A 17145-nucleotide genomic window follows, 5' to 3' on the forward strand; every position below is an offset into this window, starting at 1 on the left:
CCCGCTACTTCTGGTCGGGCTCGCGTCGATCCAGACGCTCCAGGTAGGCGGCACCGCCAATCTGCCGCATCTGCTGCTGGATCTGTCGGCTGCGTCGCTGCACATACGGCCCCGGGCTGGCGGCGCTGTAGCGTTTCGGGCTTGGCAACACCGCCGCCAGACGCGCCGCTTCGGCCGGGCTCAGCTGCGCGGCATCCTTTCCGAAGTAGCGCCGCGCCGCCGCCTGCGCGCCGTATACGCCATCCCCGAACTCGGCGATGTTGACGTAGACCTCGACGATGCGCGACTTGGGCCACATCAATTCCATCAACGCGGTGTACCAGGCTTCCATGCCCTTGCGCACCCAGCTGCGACCGCTCCACAGGAACAGGTTCTTGGCCGTCTGCTGGCTGATGGTGCTGGCGCCGCGCAATTTGCCGCCACGCTCATGGCGCGCGCGGGCTTTCCGGATCGCCTTCAGGTCGAAGCCGTGATGGTCGGCGAATCGCTGGTCTTCGGACGCGATCACCGCCACGGCCAGGTGCGATGACACCTGGCTGCGATCACGCCAGTCGTAGGCCACCCGGAAGTCGCGGTCGCCCTCGCTCCAGGCGTTCAACTGGCGCGCAGCCATGAATGCGGTGAACGGTGGATCGACGAAGCGCAACACCGCCACTTGTACTGTCGTGACCAGCAGCCACAGCAGTGGCAACGCCAACAGCCACCGAACCCAGCGTCGGCCGCGTGGGACGCGGTTGCGGCGGTTCCCGCTCCCACCTTGCGTCTTGCCTGACAAGCCCCACCTCCGAGGTTCAACCTCCCGCGCTCAAATGAACCGGGTTGCCGCGCATTATCCTTGCATCCTCGCCCCGTCACACAAACCGCCATGACCCAGACCCGCACCAGCCCCAAGCACATTACCGACAGCGACCGGCTGACCCGGTTCCTGATCAACCAGGCCGGCGTCCGCGGTGTGCGCGTGCACCTGCAGACCACCTGGCAACACATCCGCGACCGGATGAGCGACGCCAACGCACAAGCCCCGGCGGCGGTCGAGATGCTTGGCGAGGCGACTGCCGCAGCGGCACTGTTCACCGGCCACGCCAAGGTGGAGGGGCGCCTGTCGGTGCAACTGCGCAGCAACGGTGCGTTGCGGACCTTGTTTGTCGAATGCACCTCCGCCGGAACCCTGCGCGGCGTCGTCCAGCTGGCCGATCCCGCTCATGACCCGGCGCGCAACACGGTATCGCGCGACCTGCGTGAACTGGGCGATGGCGCCGTGCTGGCAATCACCATCGAGAATCCATCCAGCACCGGACGCGAGCCGATGCGCTATCAAGGCCTGGTAGCGCTGCAGTCCGATTCGCTGGCAGGCGCTTTCGAAGATTACTTCCGCCAGTCCGAGCAGTTGCCGACCCGGCTGTTGCTCGCCAGCGATGGCGAACGCGCTGCCGGCTTGATGCTGCAAAAACTGCCCGGTGACGACGGCGACCAGGACGGCTGGACCCGCACCACCGCGTTGTTCGACACCCTCTCCGAGGAAGAACTGCTCGATCTCCCCGCCCATGACCTGCTGACCCGGTTGTTTCATGAAGATGGCGTACAACTACTGGGGGACAAGCCATTGTCTTTCGCCTGCTCGTGCTCCACCGAGCGGGTCGAGGCGATGCTGGTGTCGCTGGGAGAGCAGGAAGCGCTCGCGGCCGCGGCGGCATCGGATGGCAACGCGGAGATCCGTTGTGAATTCTGTGGCCAGCGTTATAGCTTCAGTGAAACGCGGATCCGAGAGTTGCTGGCCATCGCAACGGCCCAAATGCATGCGCCGGCGCGTCTGCAATGAGACCGTCTTCACATCCTGTTGATTGTTAAAGAAACATAAACATCCTAGTATCGAGACTCCGGGGACGGGGAACTCCCCCGGCTTCAACCGGTCGTAAAGTGAGCCCATGGACAAACGACTTCTCCGATTGCCGCTCGCCCTGCTGCTCGCCCTAGGCGTGGCGACGGGCGTGCACGCGCAATCGGCAAAGGTCGACTCACCGCGTGACGCGACAGTCCTGCCGGTCTGGAACCACACCAGCGGGAAGCTCGAAGCGCTGCTGTTGCTGGAACCCACCGGCAGCTCGTCCGCGGATGCGCGCTGGCGCGTGGGCAGTACCACGTTGGATGCGGCGTTCGGCTTGAAGGCCGGCAACACTCTGGGCCTGGTCTGCGATCGCAGCTCCGGCTTGGCCGGCACCATCGGCAACCTTGCCAACCATTGCCTGCTCGCCGCGATGGAAGACGGCAAGCAAGCCGGTCAGGCGGTTGCCGGTGCCAGCCTGCGCAAAGGCGATACCCGGTTCGGGCTGTCGCTGGGCAAAGGTCGCGACACGCTGCCCGCATGGCTCAACCCCACCGGTCCGCGCAGGCAGCTCGACCAGAACACATTGACGGTTTATGGCCAGCAGAACATCGGCAGCGAAGCCACCGTGTCCATCGGCGGCACCTGGGCGCGGGCGCGGCTGATTCCTGCCGGCGACGTACCGGCGTTGGCCGATCGTTGGGACAGCCGGAGCGTGACCGTGGGCGCCGGCTACGGCAACTTTGGCGCCAACATCATTGGTCGGGTAGTCGATACCCCCGATCAAGCCGGTGGCTGGGAAGGCCTCGGGGTCGGCTTGACCTGGCGTACCCCGTGGAGCGGCCGGTTGACGGTAGGCGCGGAGAAGATCACCCGCGGCTCCAACCCGTTTGCACTCAACGCAAACGAAGACGAGGGCACCGTGCCCTACGTGCGGTACGAGCAAGACCTTTAGCCAGAAACAAGCCCGATTGCCGTGAGCGAGAGCGCTGCGGATCAGATAAAAATCCGCCCCAAGCATGAAAAATCCGATTTAATCGGATTTTTTTTTGCCTCGGGATCTACCTGAACAGGCGTCACGGTGGCGTAACAAACCGCTTTCATTGCGTAAGCCATTGTTTTTGATAGGTTTTTATTCTATTGGCTACTGAATGAGGGTGAAATTTAACGACACTTTAATTTTTGGTCGTGTGCAGCTACTATCGGTTGGCCTTGCCGGATTTGGCGTCTCGCTTGACATCACCGGCCGGGTTCCCATGGGAATTACCAAGACTGACTTGGAGAGAGAGACACACATGACGCTCAAGACCACCAAACTCCGCGACGCGATTTCCTTCGCGCTCGTCGTAGGCGCTACCACCCTCGCCGGCTCCGGCGTGGCACTCGCGCAGGACGCAGACCAGGAAGGCCAACAAGCCACCACCCTGGACCGCATTGAAGTCACCGGCTCGCGCATCCGCTCGGTCGATGCCGAAACCTCGCAGCCGGTCCTCGTGCTCAGCCGCGAAGACATCGCCAAGCAGGGCGTGACCTCGGTCGCCGAAGTGCTCAACCGCATTTCTGCCGCCGGCGCCTCCCTCAACCGCACGTTCAACAATGGCGGCGACGGCTCCTCGAACATCGCGCTGCGCAACCTCGGTTCCTCGCGCACCCTGGTGCTGGTCGATGGTCGCCGCTGGGTCTCCGGCCTCGGCGGTTCAGTCGACCTGAACACCATCCCGGCCGCCATCATCGAGCGCGTCGAAGTCCTGAAGGACGGCGCCTCGGCGATCTATGGTTCCGACGCGATCGCGGGCGTGATCAACATCATCACCCGTAACAACTACGAAGGTGCCGAGTTCCGCACCCACATCGGCCAGTTCAGCGAGGGCGACGGTGAGCGCAACACCATCGAAGCCACCTTGGGCGCCAGCAACGACCGCAGCAACATCGTGGTCAGCCTGTCGCGCGTCGAGGAAGGCGCGGTCATGGGCAGCGACCGCGCTCAATCGGCCGACCCGGTGTTTGGCCGCGGCTCCGCGCTGTACAGCGGTTTCTCCGACAACGGCAAGATCTGGAACGCCGGCCCGCTGGACGATGGCGACGATGGCTGGAGCGAATACGGGATCGTCCCGCCCGGCGCGACCGGCACCGGCCCCGCCGGCCAGCAGCGCTACGGCATCGACCAGATCGTGCCGTGGAACGTTTCCGAGCACGCATACAACTACGCGGCTGACAACTACCTGTTGACCCCGCAGACCCGTACCTCGCTGTACCTGAAGGGTCGCTTCGACGTCACCGACAACGTCACCTTTGTAGCCGACGCGCTGTACAACGAGCGTCGCTCGGAGCAGCAACTGGCCGGCTTCCCGCTCAGTGGCGGACCGGACCTGGGCAACGCAGCCGATACCGTGCTCAGTGGCGACAGCTACTTCAACCCGTACAACACCATCTACGGTGGTGACGGCCGCGACGTGACCTGGAGCCACCGTCTCACCGAGCAGGCGCGTGTCTACCAGCAGAACGTCAAGACCTTCCACACCTATGTCGGGCTCGAGGGCAGCTTCCAGTTCGCCGACCGCTACTTCGACTGGGATGTCGGCTACAACTTCAACAAGTCCGATCAGGAAGATGCGCAGATCGGCGACGCCAACATGGTCAACGTCGCCCTCGGCGTCGGCCCGTCGTTCCTCGACACCGATGGCATCGTCAAGTGCGGCGCCGCGGGTGCCGTGATCGAAGGCTGCGTGCCGTTCAATCCGCTGTCGCCGGCGGGCGGCGTCCCGGCCGAGCAGATGGACTACATCCTGTTCACCGCACAGGACGCTTTCCAGAACCGCAGCGAAAGCTTCACCGCCAACCTCAGTGGCGAGATCGTCGAACTGCCGGCCGGCATGATGGGCTTCGCGGCCGGCATCGAGTCGCGCAAGGAAAGCGGCTTCGATCGTCCGGATGCCTTCGTGGCCGCCGGCTACAGCTCGGGCAACGGTCGCCAGCCGACCGCGGGTGAGTACGACCTCGACGAGATCTACGGCGAATTGCTGATCCCGATCCTGGCCGACATGCCCGGTGCCCAGTTGCTGGAAGTCAGCCTGGCCTCCCGCTACTCGGATTACAGCAACTTCGGCGACACCACCAACAGCAAGTTCGGCTTCAAGTGGAAGCCGATTGAGGACCTGCTGGTCCGCGGCAACTGGGCCGAAGGCTTCCGCGCCCCGCCGATCCAGACGCTGTTCCGCGGCTTGTCCGACACCTACACCCAGTTCGGTGACATCTGCTCGTCGGACTACGTCGGTAGCACAGCCACCATCGCGGCCAACTGCGCGGCGGCCGGTGTCCCAAGCGACTTCGTCCAGCGCACCAACCAGGGGGAAGGCTATTTCGGCCAGACGATCTTCCCGTTCTCGCTGGGTGGCAATCCGGACGCAGGCCCGGAAACCTCGACCAGCACCACGCTGGGCCTGGTATACAGCCCGTCCTATGTTGCCGGTCTGGATATCTCGCTGGACTGGTGGAACATCGAGATCGAGAATGCGCTGTCGACCCCGTCGCCGGCCTATATCCTCGACCAGTGCTACGCCGAGGGTAACCAGGCGTACTGCGCGCTGTTCTCGCGCCGTGCGGAAGACTCGCAGATCGACCAGATGCTGCTGGTCCCGCAGAACCTCAGCGTGATCGAAGCTGAAGGTTTTGACCTGGACGTGAACTATCGGATGGCGGAAGGCGCCTACGGCCAGTTCACCTTTGGCCTGAACGCGTCCTACACTGCCAAGTGGGAGTCGAAGTTCACCCCCGAAGACGAGCCCTCGAATGCGGTCGGCATGTACTACCAGGACGATCCGAACTGGCGGCTGCGTGGCAACGGTTCACTCGACTGGACCATGGGTGATTTCGGCGTGACCTGGATCAGCCGTTACTACTCCGGTCTGGAAGAGGCGTGCCCGATCCCCGGCTATGGTCTCTGCTCGGACGAGGACCGTCGCGACGAGGACGGCGCCGCGCCGCGCAACCACATCGGTTCGACCACGTACCACGACGTGCAGGCCCGCTACAACCTGCCGTGGAACGGTACCGTCAAGCTGGGCGTGAACAACGTCTTCGGGAAGCGTTCGCCGACCGCATACAACGCGTTCGCCAACTCGTTCGACCCGCAGTACGACATCCCGGACTCCCAGTACATCTACATGGAGTACGTGCAGCGGTTCTGATCGGTACATCGATCAAGCTGTAGCAAGCTGTAGTAAGGAAGCGGCCCCGGAAACGGGGCCGCTTTTTTTGTCGCGTACAATCGACATGAACTCCCGCGCACCTTGGCCCACCATGACCAACACCGCCCCGACACCCCACGAAAGCCATCGCGTCGACGCACGCCTGGCAGCGGAGGCGGGGCAACTGGCCGGCGCCCGGACTGCCTACACCGCGCTGCTGCAGGCGTATCCGGACGACGTGGAGGCGCTCAATTTCATTGCCATCCACACGCTGTCCGAAGGTCACCCCGGGCGCGCCAGGGAGCTTCTGGAGCACGCCCTGTCAGTGGCGCCGGACGATGTCCCGACCCGCAAGAACCTGGGCGTGGCACTGTTGCACTCCGGCGATCCGGAGCGCGCGCGGGACGTGCTGCAACCGGCCGTGGACGAGCTTCCGGACTATTTCGTGGCGCGGTTGTACCTCGGCGTTGCGTTGGAGCGACTGGGCGAGCAACGGCAATCCGTCATTGAGTACCTGCGGGCGCTGAGCGCCGCTCACCGCGAGGGGCAATGGCGCGACGCCCAGACTACCCCGGCCGGTCTGCGCCCGGTGGTCGCGCGCGCCGCCGAAATTGTAAGGTCCGCTTATCCACGCCTGCTGCATGCGGTGATGACGCCGCTGCGCGAGCGGCACGGGGCCAAGGCGATGGCACGGGTCGACACATGCCTGTCCAGCTACCTTGGCGAGATCACGATCAAACCCGAACAGCCAAGCCAGAAACCAACCTTCCTGTACTTCCCCGGCCTGCCCGAGACGCCGTTCCTGTCGCGTGACCTGTTCCCCTGGTACGAACAGATGGAGGCGTGCACCGATGCGATCCGCGACGAGCTGCTTGCGGTGTTGGCGGCCGACGGTGCGGACCTGGTTCCGTTCCTGGGCGAGCCGCCACCGGGCATGAGCTCGCAGTATCTCGGCGGTCGCGCGGACGTAAAGCCGCAGTGGGATGGATTGTTCTTCCACCGCCACGGCAAACGCAATGAAGAAAACTGCCGGCGCTGCCCGCAGACCGCCGCCGCCCTGGATGCAGCGCCGACGGTACGCATACGCGGCCATGCACCCGAGTCGCTGTTCTCGGTGCTGGGTGCCGGCTCGCACATCCTGCCGCACACCGGCGTGACCAACACCCGCGTGGTCACCCATCTGCCGCTGCTGGTCCCGGGGGAGTGCACCCTGCGCGTCGCCGACCAGCGCCACGACTGGCAAGAGGGCCGTTGCATCACGTTCGACGACACCTTCGAGCACGAGGCGTGGAACCACAGTGACAGGACCCGGGTGATCCTGTTGTTCGATGTCTGGAACCCGCACATGACCCCGGTCGAGCAGAGCGCGGTCACCGAGTTGGTATCGGCAATTGCCGACCTGAAGGGCGAAGAACTGTAAACCGCCGAATTCAGACAACCCCGGTGGCCCGGGGTTGTCACGGCGCAGGACTCAGCCGGCCAGGCGTGCTGCGATACGCTGCTGTTCGTCCTTCAGCATCTGCGGCATGCGCGGGCCGTACTCGTCGAGGTACTCGCCGATACTGGCGAACTCGGCCTGCCAGCCGGCCGGCTCGAAGCCGAACAGCTTGGCGCGGGCCTCGCCGTCAAGCTCGAGGCCTTCAAGGTTGATATCGGCGTCTGTGGGCAGGAAGCCGATCGGGGTCTCGACCGCACCGGCTGTGCCCTTCACCCGGCCAATCATCCACTCCAGCACCCGCAGGTTGTCGCCGAAGCCGGGCCACATGAATTTGCCATCGTCGCTCTTGCGGAACCAGTTGACGTGGAAGATCTTCGGCAGCTTCGCGCCAGGCGCGTCGAACGACAGCCAGTGGTTGAAGTAGTCGGCGAAGTTGTAGCCGCAGAAAGGCTTCATCGCCATCGGGTCGCGACGCATCACCCCCACCGCGCCGGTGGCGGCGGCGGTGGTCTCCGAGCCCATCGCGGCGCCGACCAGCACGCCGTGGGCCCAGTCGCGGGCCTCGAACACCAACGGCACCAGCGAGGCGCGACGGCCGCCAAAGACAATCGCCGAGATCGGGACGCCGGCCGGGTTCTCGGTCTCCGGTGAGTAGCTCGGGCATTGCCGCGCGGACACGGTGAAACGCGAGTTGGGGTGCGCGGCCGGGCGCTTACTGGCGTCGTACGGCTCGCCGCGCCAGTCGGTGACCGGCTCGCCCTCGCCCAAACCTTCCCACCACGGCTGGTTGTCAGCGGTCACGCCGACATTGGTGAAGATGGTGTTGGACTGGATCGACTCCAGCGCATTGGGGTTGGACTGCTTCGAGGTGCCCGGGGCGACGCCGAAGAAGCCCGCCTCCGGATTGATCGCGTACAGCCGGCCGTCGGCGCCCGGGCGCATCCAGCAGATGTCGTCGCCCACGGTGGTGATCTTCCAGCCATCGGTGCGGTAGCCCTCCGGCGGGATCAGCATCGCCAGGTTGGTCTTGCCGCACGCCGACGGGAACGCAGCAGCGATGTAATGGGTCTCGCCCTGCGGGTTCTCCAACCCCAGGATCAGCATGTGCTCGGCCAGCCAGCCTTCCGATTTCGCCTGGTGGCTGGCGATCCGCAGCGCGTGACACTTCTTGCCCAGCAGTGCGTTGCCGCCATAGCCGGAGCCATACGACTTGATCGACAGCTCCTCGGGGAAATGCATGATCAGGCGGCGGTTCGGGTCGAGCTCCCCGGTCGAGTGCAGGCCTTTGACGAACGTGTCTGTCCGCTCGCCGCGAGCGGCTCGCTCGCCCTCGCGTTCGATCCGCGCCAGCGCCGGCGCGCCCATGCGGGTCATGATCCGCATGTTGGCGACCACGTAAGGGCTGTCGGTGATCTCCACGCCGCAACGCGAGAGCGGCGAATCGATCGGGCCCATGCAATACGGGATCACGTACATCGTGCGCCCCTGCATGCAGCCGTCAAACAACGCATCGATCTTGGCGTGGGCTTCGGCCGGCGGCATCCAGTGGTTATTGGGACCGGCATCGTCACGATTGGACGGGCACACGAAGGTCAGGTGCTCGACCCGGGCGACGTCATCAGGGTCGGAGCGATGCAGCCAGCTGCCCGGATGGGTCTGCTCGTTGAGCTTGATCAGGGTGCCGTCGGCCTGCATCAATGCGTTGAGTGCATCGCTTTGTGCGTCGCTGCCATCGCACCATTGGATGTGGTCGGGCCGGGTCAGCGCAGCCACCTCGGCGACCCAGGTATTCAACGCTTGCAGCGTGCTGCCCCTCGCTACTGGCACATCATTGGGGCTCGCACTATTGAAGCTGGCATTTTTGGAGATTGCATCATTGGAGATTGCGTTCACGGCACTGGCCTCCAGCCGGTTGGTTATCGGGTATGGGCGCACGCCCATCGGAAGGCGTCCGGATGCTGCGGATCTTTACAGCTTGTCGGGAATCAACGTCGTCATCATGTGCTCGACGTAGGCGTCGAAGTCCTCGTGCTGCAGGCGCGTCTGCCGCAACTGCAGGTTCAGTTGCAGAAAACCCACATAGGCCGCATAGGCCAACCGCGCGCGGTTCTGGGCATCGCTGCGCCCCAGACCGGCCTGGCGGAAGGAGGCGGTCAGGTACTCGAGCCGGCGCTCGGACACGCGACCAATCACCGGCTGTACCGCCGGGTGGTCCAGCGCCTTGAGCAACTCGGAATAGATAATGTGCGCCTTGTACTCGTGGGCCACCATCGAGAACAGCGCACGCAGGCGTTCACGCGGATCGGCGACCGCCTCGAGCTGGCCGAAGACGGTTTCCTGCTCCATCGTCTCCCAGCGTTCCAGCGCGGCCACCAGCAAGGCGTCGCGCGATGGGAAGTGCCAGTAGAAACTGCCCTTGGTGACCCCAAGCCTGCGTGCAAGCGGCTCGACGGCGACCGCGGCCACGCCCTGCTCGGCGATGACATCCAATGCGGCCTGCGCCCAATCATCGGCGCTGAGCCGGCCATTGCGCTCGGACTTGACGGGCGGCGCGCTGGCCGGGGGCGGTGTAATGGTCTGGGTCATGACGGTCGAGTGTAGCAACCATACGGCGCCGCCGGTAAAGCGTATGTAGCGGCTCGATCACGCGGCAAGCGCGAGGTTGACAGCGGTTGCCGGGGTTTACCATACTTGAGCGTATGTTGATGATGCAGTTCCGGCAGACCGTGATAGTGCCCGCCGGATCGCAACCATCACGTCTTCATGACTAGTCTGTGGTCATCCCGTCGCACCGCCGTTGGAGCGTCCCATGAGCATCGCCATCCCGTTTCTCCTTCTGTTGCTGATAAGTGGAATCGCCGCTTACCACCGGTGGCGCTTGCCGGTCTGGGTCGCACTGGTCGCCGTCGGGCTGGTCGCGTGCTGGTTGCTGGGCGCCAACGCCATTGCCACCATCATTGCCGGGCTGGTGTTGGCCATCATCGCGGTGCCGTTGCTGCTGCCGCCGATCCGCCTGCCCTTCATCACCACCCCGCTACTTGGCTTCTACACCAAGATCCTGCCGCCGCTGTCGGAGACCGAACGGGTCGCACTGGAGGCGGGCACGGTCGGTTTTGAAGGTGAGCTGTTCTCCGGCAAGCCCGATTGGCGCGTATTGCTCGACCAACCGGCTCCCCGGCTCTCCGCCGAGGAACAGGCATTCCTCGACGGCCCCTGCGAGCAACTGTGCGCAATGACAAACGACTGGGACATCACCCACGTGCGCGCCGACCTGCCGCCGGAGATGTGGGAGTTCATCAAGACCAATAAATTCTTCGGCATGATCGTGCCGAAGGAATACGGCGGGCTGGGTTTCAGTGCCCTGGCCAACCACAAGGTGATCCAGAAACTCGCGTCAATCTCCTCGGTGGTCAGCTCGACCGTCGGCGTGCCCAACTCGCTGGGGCCGGCCGAGCTGCTGATGCATTACGGCACCGAGGAACAAAAAGACCACTACCTACCGCGCCTGGCCGATGGGCGGGAAATACCGTGTTTTGCGCTGACCGGACCGTGGGCCGGCTCGGACGCGACCTCGATCCCGGATTTCGGCATTGTCTGCATGGGCGACTGGAACGGCGCGAACGTGGTCGGCGTCAAGCTGACCTTCGATAAGCGCTATATCACCCTGGCGCCGGTCGCGACCCTGATCGGCATGGCATTCCGGATGTATGACCCCGACGCCATCCTGGGCGACGTGCGCGACATCGGCATCAGCCTTGCGTTGTTGCCGCGCGATACCGCCGGCATTGATATCGGCCGCCGCCATTTTCCGCTCAACAGCCCGTTCCAGAACGGCCCATTGCAGGGCCGCGAGGTCTTCATCCCGCTGAGCCAGCTGATCGGCGGCGAGGCCCAGGCAGGCAAGGGCTGGCAGATGCTGGTCGAGGTGTTGTCGATCGGCCGTTCCATCACCCTGCCCTCCACCGCCAGCGGCGGCAGCAAGCTGGGTGCGGTGGTGACCGGCGCGTACGCGCGCATCCGCAAGCAGTTCGGCCTGTCGATCGGACGCTTCGAAGGCGTGCAGGAGGCGCTGGCGCGTATTGCCGGCAATGCCTACACAATCAGCGCGCTGTCGGAATCCACCGCGGCAGCGGTCACCCGTGGTGAAAACCCGGCCGTGCCGTCGACCATCTCCAAGTACCACTGCACCGAGTTGGGCCGCCAGGTAGCCCAGGATGCGATGGACATCCACGGCGGCAAGGGCATCATCCTGGGGCCGAAGAACTACCTGGGTCGCTCGTGGCAGGCCGCCCCGATCGCGATCACGGTCGAGGGCGCCAACATCATGACCCGCTCGCTGATGATCTTCGGCCAGGGCGCGATCCTGTGCCACCCCTGGGTACTCAAGGAGATGAAGGCAGCGATGCTGCCGGACGGGCCCGAGCGCGTGCGCGAGTTCGACCAAAACTTGTTTGGCCACATCGGTTTCGCGATATCCAACGCCGTTCGCTCGTTGTGGTTCGGCGTGACCGGCGCGAGCATCGGCAAGGCTCCCGGTGATGTCTACACCCGTCGCTACTACCGCAAGCTCAACCGCTATTCGGCGGCCTTGGCGTTGTGCGCCGACACCTCGATGCTGATGCTGGGCGGCAAGCTGAAATTCAAGGAGTCGCTGTCGGGCCGGCTGGGCGACGTACTCAGCCAGCTCTACATCGCCAGTGCCCTGCTCAAGCGTTACCAGGACCAGGGCTGCCCGGAGACCGACCAGCCACTGCTGGCGTGGGCGTTCCACAACGCCGTACACAAGGTCGAGATTGCGTTCTCCGGCGCGCTGCGCAACTTCCCGATCCGTCCCGTCGGCTGGCTGCTGTGGGTGCTGGTGTTCCCGTTGGGACGCCGCGCGCAGGCCCCCAGTGATCGTCTTGGCCACCGTGCCGCAAGCTTGCTGATGTCGCCCAACGCGGCGCGCGACCGCCTCGCCGAAGGCATTTTCCTGACCCCTATGGCAAGCAACCCGGCCGGCCGGATCAACAGCTACCTGCAGGCGGCGATCCTGGCCGAGCCGGTGGAGCGCAAGTTCCTGAAGGCGATGAAAAACAGCGACATCGAATCGCTGACCTTTGCCGAGCAACTCGATGAAGGCGTGCGCGAGGGCTGGATCACCGCCGACGAACGCGGCCAGCTGGAAGCGCTGCGCGAGATGACCATCGACACCATCAGCGTGGATGACTTCGATACCGAGGAACTGCGCTCGGCCGGTTATCGTCGCCAGGACCTGCAGGAACCGGCCCTGGCATAGACCAGCGGAAACATCGCGACACGGCGGCGGGCATGGTCCCGCCGTCGTCTTTTCCGGACTCGCAATCCAGCGACCGCGAGCACTCCAGAAAGCGAGGTCCACCCTAATGACGTCGTCCACCCTGATCCAGCTTTGCGGCATCCACAGCCTGGGTTTTGCCATATTCCACATGGCGTTCTGGCGGTTGTTCCGGTGGCAGGAAAGCCTGGCTGCCGCCACCACCGTGGACCGGGCGATCTTGCAGATCCTCAACCTGCGGCTGATTTACGTCTTTCTTGGCATGGCTGTGCTTTGCTTCTGCTTCACCGATGAACTCGATGACAGCGCCCTGGGCCAGGCATTGCTGGCAGGCATGTCGTTGTTCTGGGTCGGCCGCACGATCGAGCAGTTCGTATTCCTGCGGATCAACCGGCCGATGGCGCACGTGTTGACCGCCTTGTTCGTTCTTGGCGCCGTGTTGTTCGCGCTGCCGCTGGTTGACCAGGCTGGTTGATCAGGCTCGTTGATCAGACAGCTCGATCAGGTGACGTCACGGTTCGCGCGGCTCCGCTGCGTCGTCATCGGGAAGATCACGTTGCGCGCGCACAACCTGCCATGCGCCGGCGGTCATGCCCAGCGCAACCACGATGCCGGTAGCGAACACCACGCCCGAGCCGAACACCGCAACGACCTTGTGCAGCCATACAAAGCTCAGGTCGCCGCCGCGGTAGACCACGGTGTCGATCACCGCCTTGGCCTTGTAACGCGACTCCCGGTCGACCCGGGTATACAGCGTCTCGCGGCCGGGTTTGGCCAGCGAGAATTCCCCGGCGCGGGTCATCACCTGCACGATCGCAACCATCACCGGCAACGGAGATGCCGCCAGCACGCAGTAACCGAGCAGGATCGCGATCGCCGGTCCCAGCAGCGCGGGGGCGACACCATAACGGCGCAACAGCCAGCGCGTGAGCAGCAGCTGGATCAACAAGGTCAAGCCGTTCACCGCCCAATCGATCGTAGCGTAGTAACGGGTCGCCGCCTCCGCGCCCGGATAGAACTGCTTCACGATCGCGGCCTGCTCGTTGTACAGCAGGGTGCCAACGCCGACACCGAAGAACATGGTGATCGCCAGCGCGCGCAGCAATGGCCGCTGCCACACCAGTTTCAAGCCCGCCAGCACCGAACCACCCATCGCGTTCTCACCATCGGCCTCGCCATGCAGGCGCTCGCGGCGGATCGCCCACGGCCGCAACTTGAGAATGCACAGCAGGCATACGGCGAGGAATCCGGCTGACACCAGCAACAGGTTGGCGACGCCGATCGTCCCCACCAGCAATCGGGTAATCCCCGGCCCGACCAGCGCACCGATGGTGCCGCCGGCTCCGATATAGCCGTACACCAGCTTGGCGTGCTGGTTGTCGAACACATCGGCCATGAAGCTCCAGAACACCGTCACGGCAAACAGGTTGAACACCGCTGTCCAGATGAAGAATGCCCCGCCGCGGCCGGGCACGCTGGTGTGGAACAGCCAGTAAAAACCCACCAGGCAAGCGATGAATACCAGATACACGACTGGCAGGAATACCCGACGCGGAAACCGCGCCACCAACGCGCCATACACCGGCTGCAACACCACCATCGCCACGAAGGTGCCACTGAACAATATCTGCAGGGTGTATTCGCCCAACGCAAACCCCGACCCTTGCGCCCAATCCAGCATCCAATGCGGAAACACCGTGGCCGCGTCCCCCGATGCGCCCATGGCGTCGCGCACCGGGCGCAACACGTAGTAGCCGCATAGCAGGCTGAAGAAATACAGCAGCGACCACCACAACGGCGGTGAGTCGGTCAGCGCAGCGCGGAAGCGATGGAGGCGACGGAATCCGTCGAGACGGTTCACGCGCGGCCCAGCAGCGGCGGCAGCGGGCAATGCAGCACGCCACAAATGGTCCGCAGCAACTCGGACTCGGCAACACTGACGCGGCCGTCATGGCTGATCGCGATCGTGATTGCCTCGACCAGCAGCTGCTTTGCCAACGGGTCCAACGCATCCAGCGGCACCCAGCCGTCTTCCAGCGCGATCACTCCGGTGGCCGGCGGCGCATAAGCGACGTGGTCGCGCGGCAGGATTCGTTGCAAACCGGCCAGGTAGGCACGCCGGGCGCTGGCCGGGTCGGCATGGCCGGCATCGGCGACCACCGCCAGCAAGGTCGCGATCCCGGACTTCAACTGGCGCGGCTTGCGACGCCCGATCCGTGCATAACGGGAGGGGTCGAGTGACTCGCGCAATTGCACGCTCAGCAACCGGCCCAGGCAGTACTCGAACAGCGATACGTCCCCGTCGGCGAACACCATCGCATTGGCGGCATCCAGGAACAGCTCCAGCTGCGGCCTGGGCCGGCGGCGCAACACCGGGAAGGCCAGCGCCGCCAGCGGCAGCCGCAACATCGGGTGCAGCGTGTCCAGTTGTCCCTGCAACTGGGCCATGTCGACGGCAGCCGCCTTGCCCAGGCGCGCGGCGACTTCGACCTTCTGCTTGTCGGCGATCGCGGGGCGCGGGTCCAGCAACAAGGCCAGTACCAACGCCATGACCCGTTCACGGTCGCGGGCTACCGCGCGCAGTGGTTCAGGCATCTGGGTCACGATCGCATCGGCGCGCCGATGGTCATCGCGGTCCGGCTGTCCGACCTGGGTGGAGACGGTGGCGGCATCCAGTTGCTGCTCGCCGGCTGCGGGCAACGCCGACGCGCCGTGCAGGCCCATCTGCAGATCCTCTTCGAGCCCGCTGGGCGGTTGCTGCAGCCAACGTTGAGAAAGCACATCCAGCTGATCCACGCGGAAGCCCGGCTCCAGCACCTGGATGCGCTCCAGCAGCGGCGGGTGGGTTGCCAGCAGGGAGCCGAACCAGCCGCCAAACGCCAACCCCTCGCCAAACAGCATGTGGCTGACTTCCTCGGCATCGCCGGCCGACACCAATTGCGAGCCATCGGGCAGCCCGCCGATTTTCTTCAGTGCGCCCGCCAGTCCGGCCGTTTGCCGGGTGAACTGGACCGCGCTGGCATCGGCGAGGCGCTCGCGACTGCGGCTGACACCGGCACGGATCATGCGCGCGAAGAACAGGCCTATCCATCCGATCGCCAGCGCCACAAACGCGCTGACCATGATGCCGACCGCCACGCCCGCACCGCGCCCGCGCCCACCTCCACGCAAGCCAATCGTGCCGAAGCTCAACACCTTGTGGCCGATCAGGGCGATCATCGATATCCCGAACAGCACCCCGACCAGGTGCAGGTTCAGTCGCATGTCGCCATTGAGGATATGGCTGAACTCGTGGGCCACCACGCCCTGCAACTCGTCGCGGTTGAGCCGGTCCAGGGTGCCTCGGGTGACCGCGACCACGGCGTCCGACGACGAGTAGCCCGCGGCAAACGCGTTGATGCCTGCATCGTTCTCGAGCACATACAACTGCGGCATGGGCACACCTGAGGCGATGGCGATCTCCTCGACCACGTTGCGGAACCGTCGCAGATCCAGATCGCCGGGATCCTCGGGCACCGGCACCCCGCCCAGTTGCAGTGCGATCGACTCGCCACCGCCGCTCAAACTGGACAGCCGGTACAGCGATCCCAGACCGATCACCGCCACCGTCCCCAGGGTGAAGAACAGCAGCGCCCCGGGATGGGCACCGACGAACAGCCACACCACCAGGTCAACAGCGACCACGATGGCCAATACCGCCAGCACGAACAGCACCACCAAGCGCGTGGAGCTGCGCCGGGCCGCGGCCTGGTGTTCAAAAAAGTTCATCGGCGTGACCTGGCGGCGCTACCGGCGGCGGCGCTAGAACTGTACCTGCGGCGCTTGGCGCATTTGCTCCTGATCGGCCGGAATGTCGAGCAGGCCCGCCGGCTTGAAGCCGAAGTTGCCGGCGATCAGGCTGGCAGGAAACACCTCGCGCCGCGTGTTGTAGGCGGTCACCGCATCGTTGTAGGCCTGCCTGGCGAAAGCCACCTTGTTCTCCGTGCTGGTCAGTGCCTCGGTCAGTTGCATCATGGTCTGGTTGCCTTTCAGATCCGGATACGCCTCGACCACGGCCAGCAGCCGGCCCAGGGCACCTTGCAGCATGCCCTCGCTGTTGCCCAGTTGCGCCATTGCTTCGGGATCACCGGGTTGGCTGTTGGCCGCCGACAGGCCCGATATTGCCGCCGCGCGCGCGTTCATCACCGACTCCAGGGTCTCGCGCTCGTGTTTCAGGTAACCCTTGGCGGTTTCCACCAGGTTGGGAATCAGCTCGAACCGCCGTTGCAGTTGCACGTCAATCTGCGCAAATGCGTTCTTGAAGCGGTTCCGCGCCGTCACCAGTCCGTTGTAAAGACCGACACCCCAGAAGATGAATAGGGCAACTAAAGCCAATAGAATCAGGAAGCTGAACATGATTGCT

Annotated in this window: 12 protein-coding genes; 6 read left to right on the forward strand and 6 right to left on the reverse strand. The window is 64.6% G+C overall.

Annotated features, from left to right (window positions below):
* Window positions 1-4: 4 nt before the first annotated feature.
* Window positions 5-775 carry a monofunctional biosynthetic peptidoglycan transglycosylase gene (gene mtgA / locus ACW7G0_RS09305; RefSeq protein ID WP_456989264.1) on the reverse strand — a complete coding sequence of 257 codons (771 nt, stop codon included), beginning with the start codon at window positions 773-775 and terminating at the stop codon, window positions 5-7.
* Between the two features lie 120 nt (window positions 776-895).
* Between mtgA and hslO the strand changes: the two genes are divergently transcribed.
* The 4 genes from hslO to ACW7G0_RS09325 all read left to right on the forward strand — a co-directional run bounded on the left by hslO (window position 896) and on the right by ACW7G0_RS09325 (window position 7429).
* The gene (gene hslO / locus ACW7G0_RS09310) at window positions 896-1819 is read left to right on the forward strand and encodes an Hsp33 family molecular chaperone HslO (protein ID WP_456989503.1); all 924 of its coding nucleotides are present in this window, start codon (window positions 896-898) and stop codon (window positions 1817-1819) included.
* Window positions 1820-1961: 142 nt separating this feature from the next.
* On the forward strand, window positions 1962-2777 hold the full coding sequence (locus ACW7G0_RS09315; protein ID WP_456962916.1) for an XOO1806 family protein: 816 nt from the start codon (window positions 1962-1964) through the stop codon (window positions 2775-2777).
* Between the two features lie 340 nt (window positions 2778-3117).
* Window positions 3118-6009, forward strand: coding sequence for a TonB-dependent receptor domain-containing protein (locus ACW7G0_RS09320; protein WP_456989265.1), 2892 nt, complete (start codon window positions 3118-3120; stop codon window positions 6007-6009).
* Between the two features lie 112 nt (window positions 6010-6121).
* On the forward strand, window positions 6122-7429 hold the full coding sequence (locus ACW7G0_RS09325) for an aspartyl/asparaginyl beta-hydroxylase domain-containing protein (RefSeq protein WP_456989266.1): 1308 nt from the start codon (window positions 6122-6124) through the stop codon (window positions 7427-7429).
* A 51-nt stretch (window positions 7430-7480) separates the two neighbouring features.
* On the opposite strand, the gene ACW7G0_RS09330 is transcribed toward ACW7G0_RS09325, so the two are convergent.
* Together ACW7G0_RS09330 and ACW7G0_RS09335 are read right to left on the reverse strand one after the other, a co-directional pair.
* Window positions 7481-9388, reverse strand: coding sequence for a phosphoenolpyruvate carboxykinase (GTP) (locus tag ACW7G0_RS09330; RefSeq protein ID WP_456989267.1), 1908 nt, complete (start codon window positions 9386-9388; stop codon window positions 7481-7483).
* A 27-nt stretch (window positions 9389-9415) separates the two neighbouring features.
* Window positions 9416-10033: a TetR/AcrR family transcriptional regulator gene (locus ACW7G0_RS09335; RefSeq protein ID WP_456989268.1), complete on the reverse strand. Its 618-nt coding sequence runs from the start codon at window positions 10031-10033 to the stop codon at window positions 9416-9418.
* A 223-nt stretch (window positions 10034-10256) separates the two neighbouring features.
* On the opposite strand from ACW7G0_RS09335, the gene ACW7G0_RS09340 reads away from it, so the two are divergent.
* Window positions 10257-12725: an acyl-CoA dehydrogenase gene (locus ACW7G0_RS09340; protein ID WP_456989269.1), complete on the forward strand. Its 2469-nt coding sequence runs from the start codon at window positions 10257-10259 to the stop codon at window positions 12723-12725.
* Window positions 12726-12831: 106 nt separating this feature from the next.
* Entirely contained in the window at window positions 12832-13218 is a 387-nt protein-coding gene (locus tag ACW7G0_RS09345; RefSeq protein WP_456989270.1) for a hypothetical protein, read from the forward strand.
* A gap of 36 nt (window positions 13219-13254) precedes the next feature.
* Here ACW7G0_RS09345 and ACW7G0_RS09350 read toward each other — a convergent pair whose 3' ends face one another.
* Genes ACW7G0_RS09350 through ACW7G0_RS09360 form a run of 3 tightly spaced genes read right to left on the reverse strand, consistent with a single transcriptional unit; the run spans window position 13255 to window position 17138 of the window.
* Window positions 13255-14604, reverse strand: coding sequence for an NTP/NDP exchange transporter (locus ACW7G0_RS09350; protein ID WP_456989271.1), 1350 nt, complete (start codon window positions 14602-14604; stop codon window positions 13255-13257).
* Entirely contained in the window at window positions 14601-16511 is a 1911-nt protein-coding gene (locus tag ACW7G0_RS09355; protein ID WP_456989272.1) for a M48 family metallopeptidase, read from the reverse strand. The genes ACW7G0_RS09350 and ACW7G0_RS09355 overlap by 4 nt, the downstream gene beginning before the upstream one ends.
* Window positions 16512-16544: 33 nt before the next feature.
* Window positions 16545-17138 carry a LemA family protein gene (locus tag ACW7G0_RS09360; protein ID WP_456989273.1) on the reverse strand — a complete coding sequence of 198 codons (594 nt, stop codon included), beginning with the start codon at window positions 17136-17138 and terminating at the stop codon, window positions 16545-16547.
* Window positions 17139-17145: the final 7 nt, after the last annotated feature.

The organism is Lysobacter sp. A286 (assembly GCF_054052105.1).

Excerpts from the sequence above, each read along its gene's own strand:
- ACW7G0_RS09320 (WP_456989265.1), top strand. The coding sequence starts at position 3,118 with ATGACGCTCAAGACCACCAAACTCCGCGACGCGATTTCCTTCGCGCTC.
- ACW7G0_RS09325 (WP_456989266.1), top strand. The coding sequence starts at position 6,122 with ATGACCAACACCGCCCCGACACCCCACGAAAGCCATCGCGTCGACGCA.
- ACW7G0_RS09330 (WP_456989267.1), bottom strand. The coding sequence starts at position 9,388 with ATGGGCGTGCGCCCATACCCGATAACCAACCGGCTGGAGGCCAGTGCC.
- ACW7G0_RS09335 (WP_456989268.1), bottom strand. The coding sequence starts at position 10,033 with ATGACCCAGACCATTACACCGCCCCCGGCCAGCGCGCCGCCCGTCAAG.
- ACW7G0_RS09340 (WP_456989269.1), top strand. The coding sequence starts at position 10,257 with ATGAGCATCGCCATCCCGTTTCTCCTTCTGTTGCTGATAAGTGGAATC.
- ACW7G0_RS09345 (WP_456989270.1), top strand. The coding sequence starts at position 12,832 with ATGACGTCGTCCACCCTGATCCAGCTTTGCGGCATCCACAGCCTGGGT.
- ACW7G0_RS09355 (WP_456989272.1), bottom strand. The coding sequence starts at position 16,511 with ATGAACTTTTTTGAACACCAGGCCGCGGCCCGGCGCAGCTCCACGCGC.
- ACW7G0_RS09360 (WP_456989273.1), bottom strand. The coding sequence starts at position 17,138 with ATGTTCAGCTTCCTGATTCTATTGGCTTTAGTTGCCCTATTCATCTTC.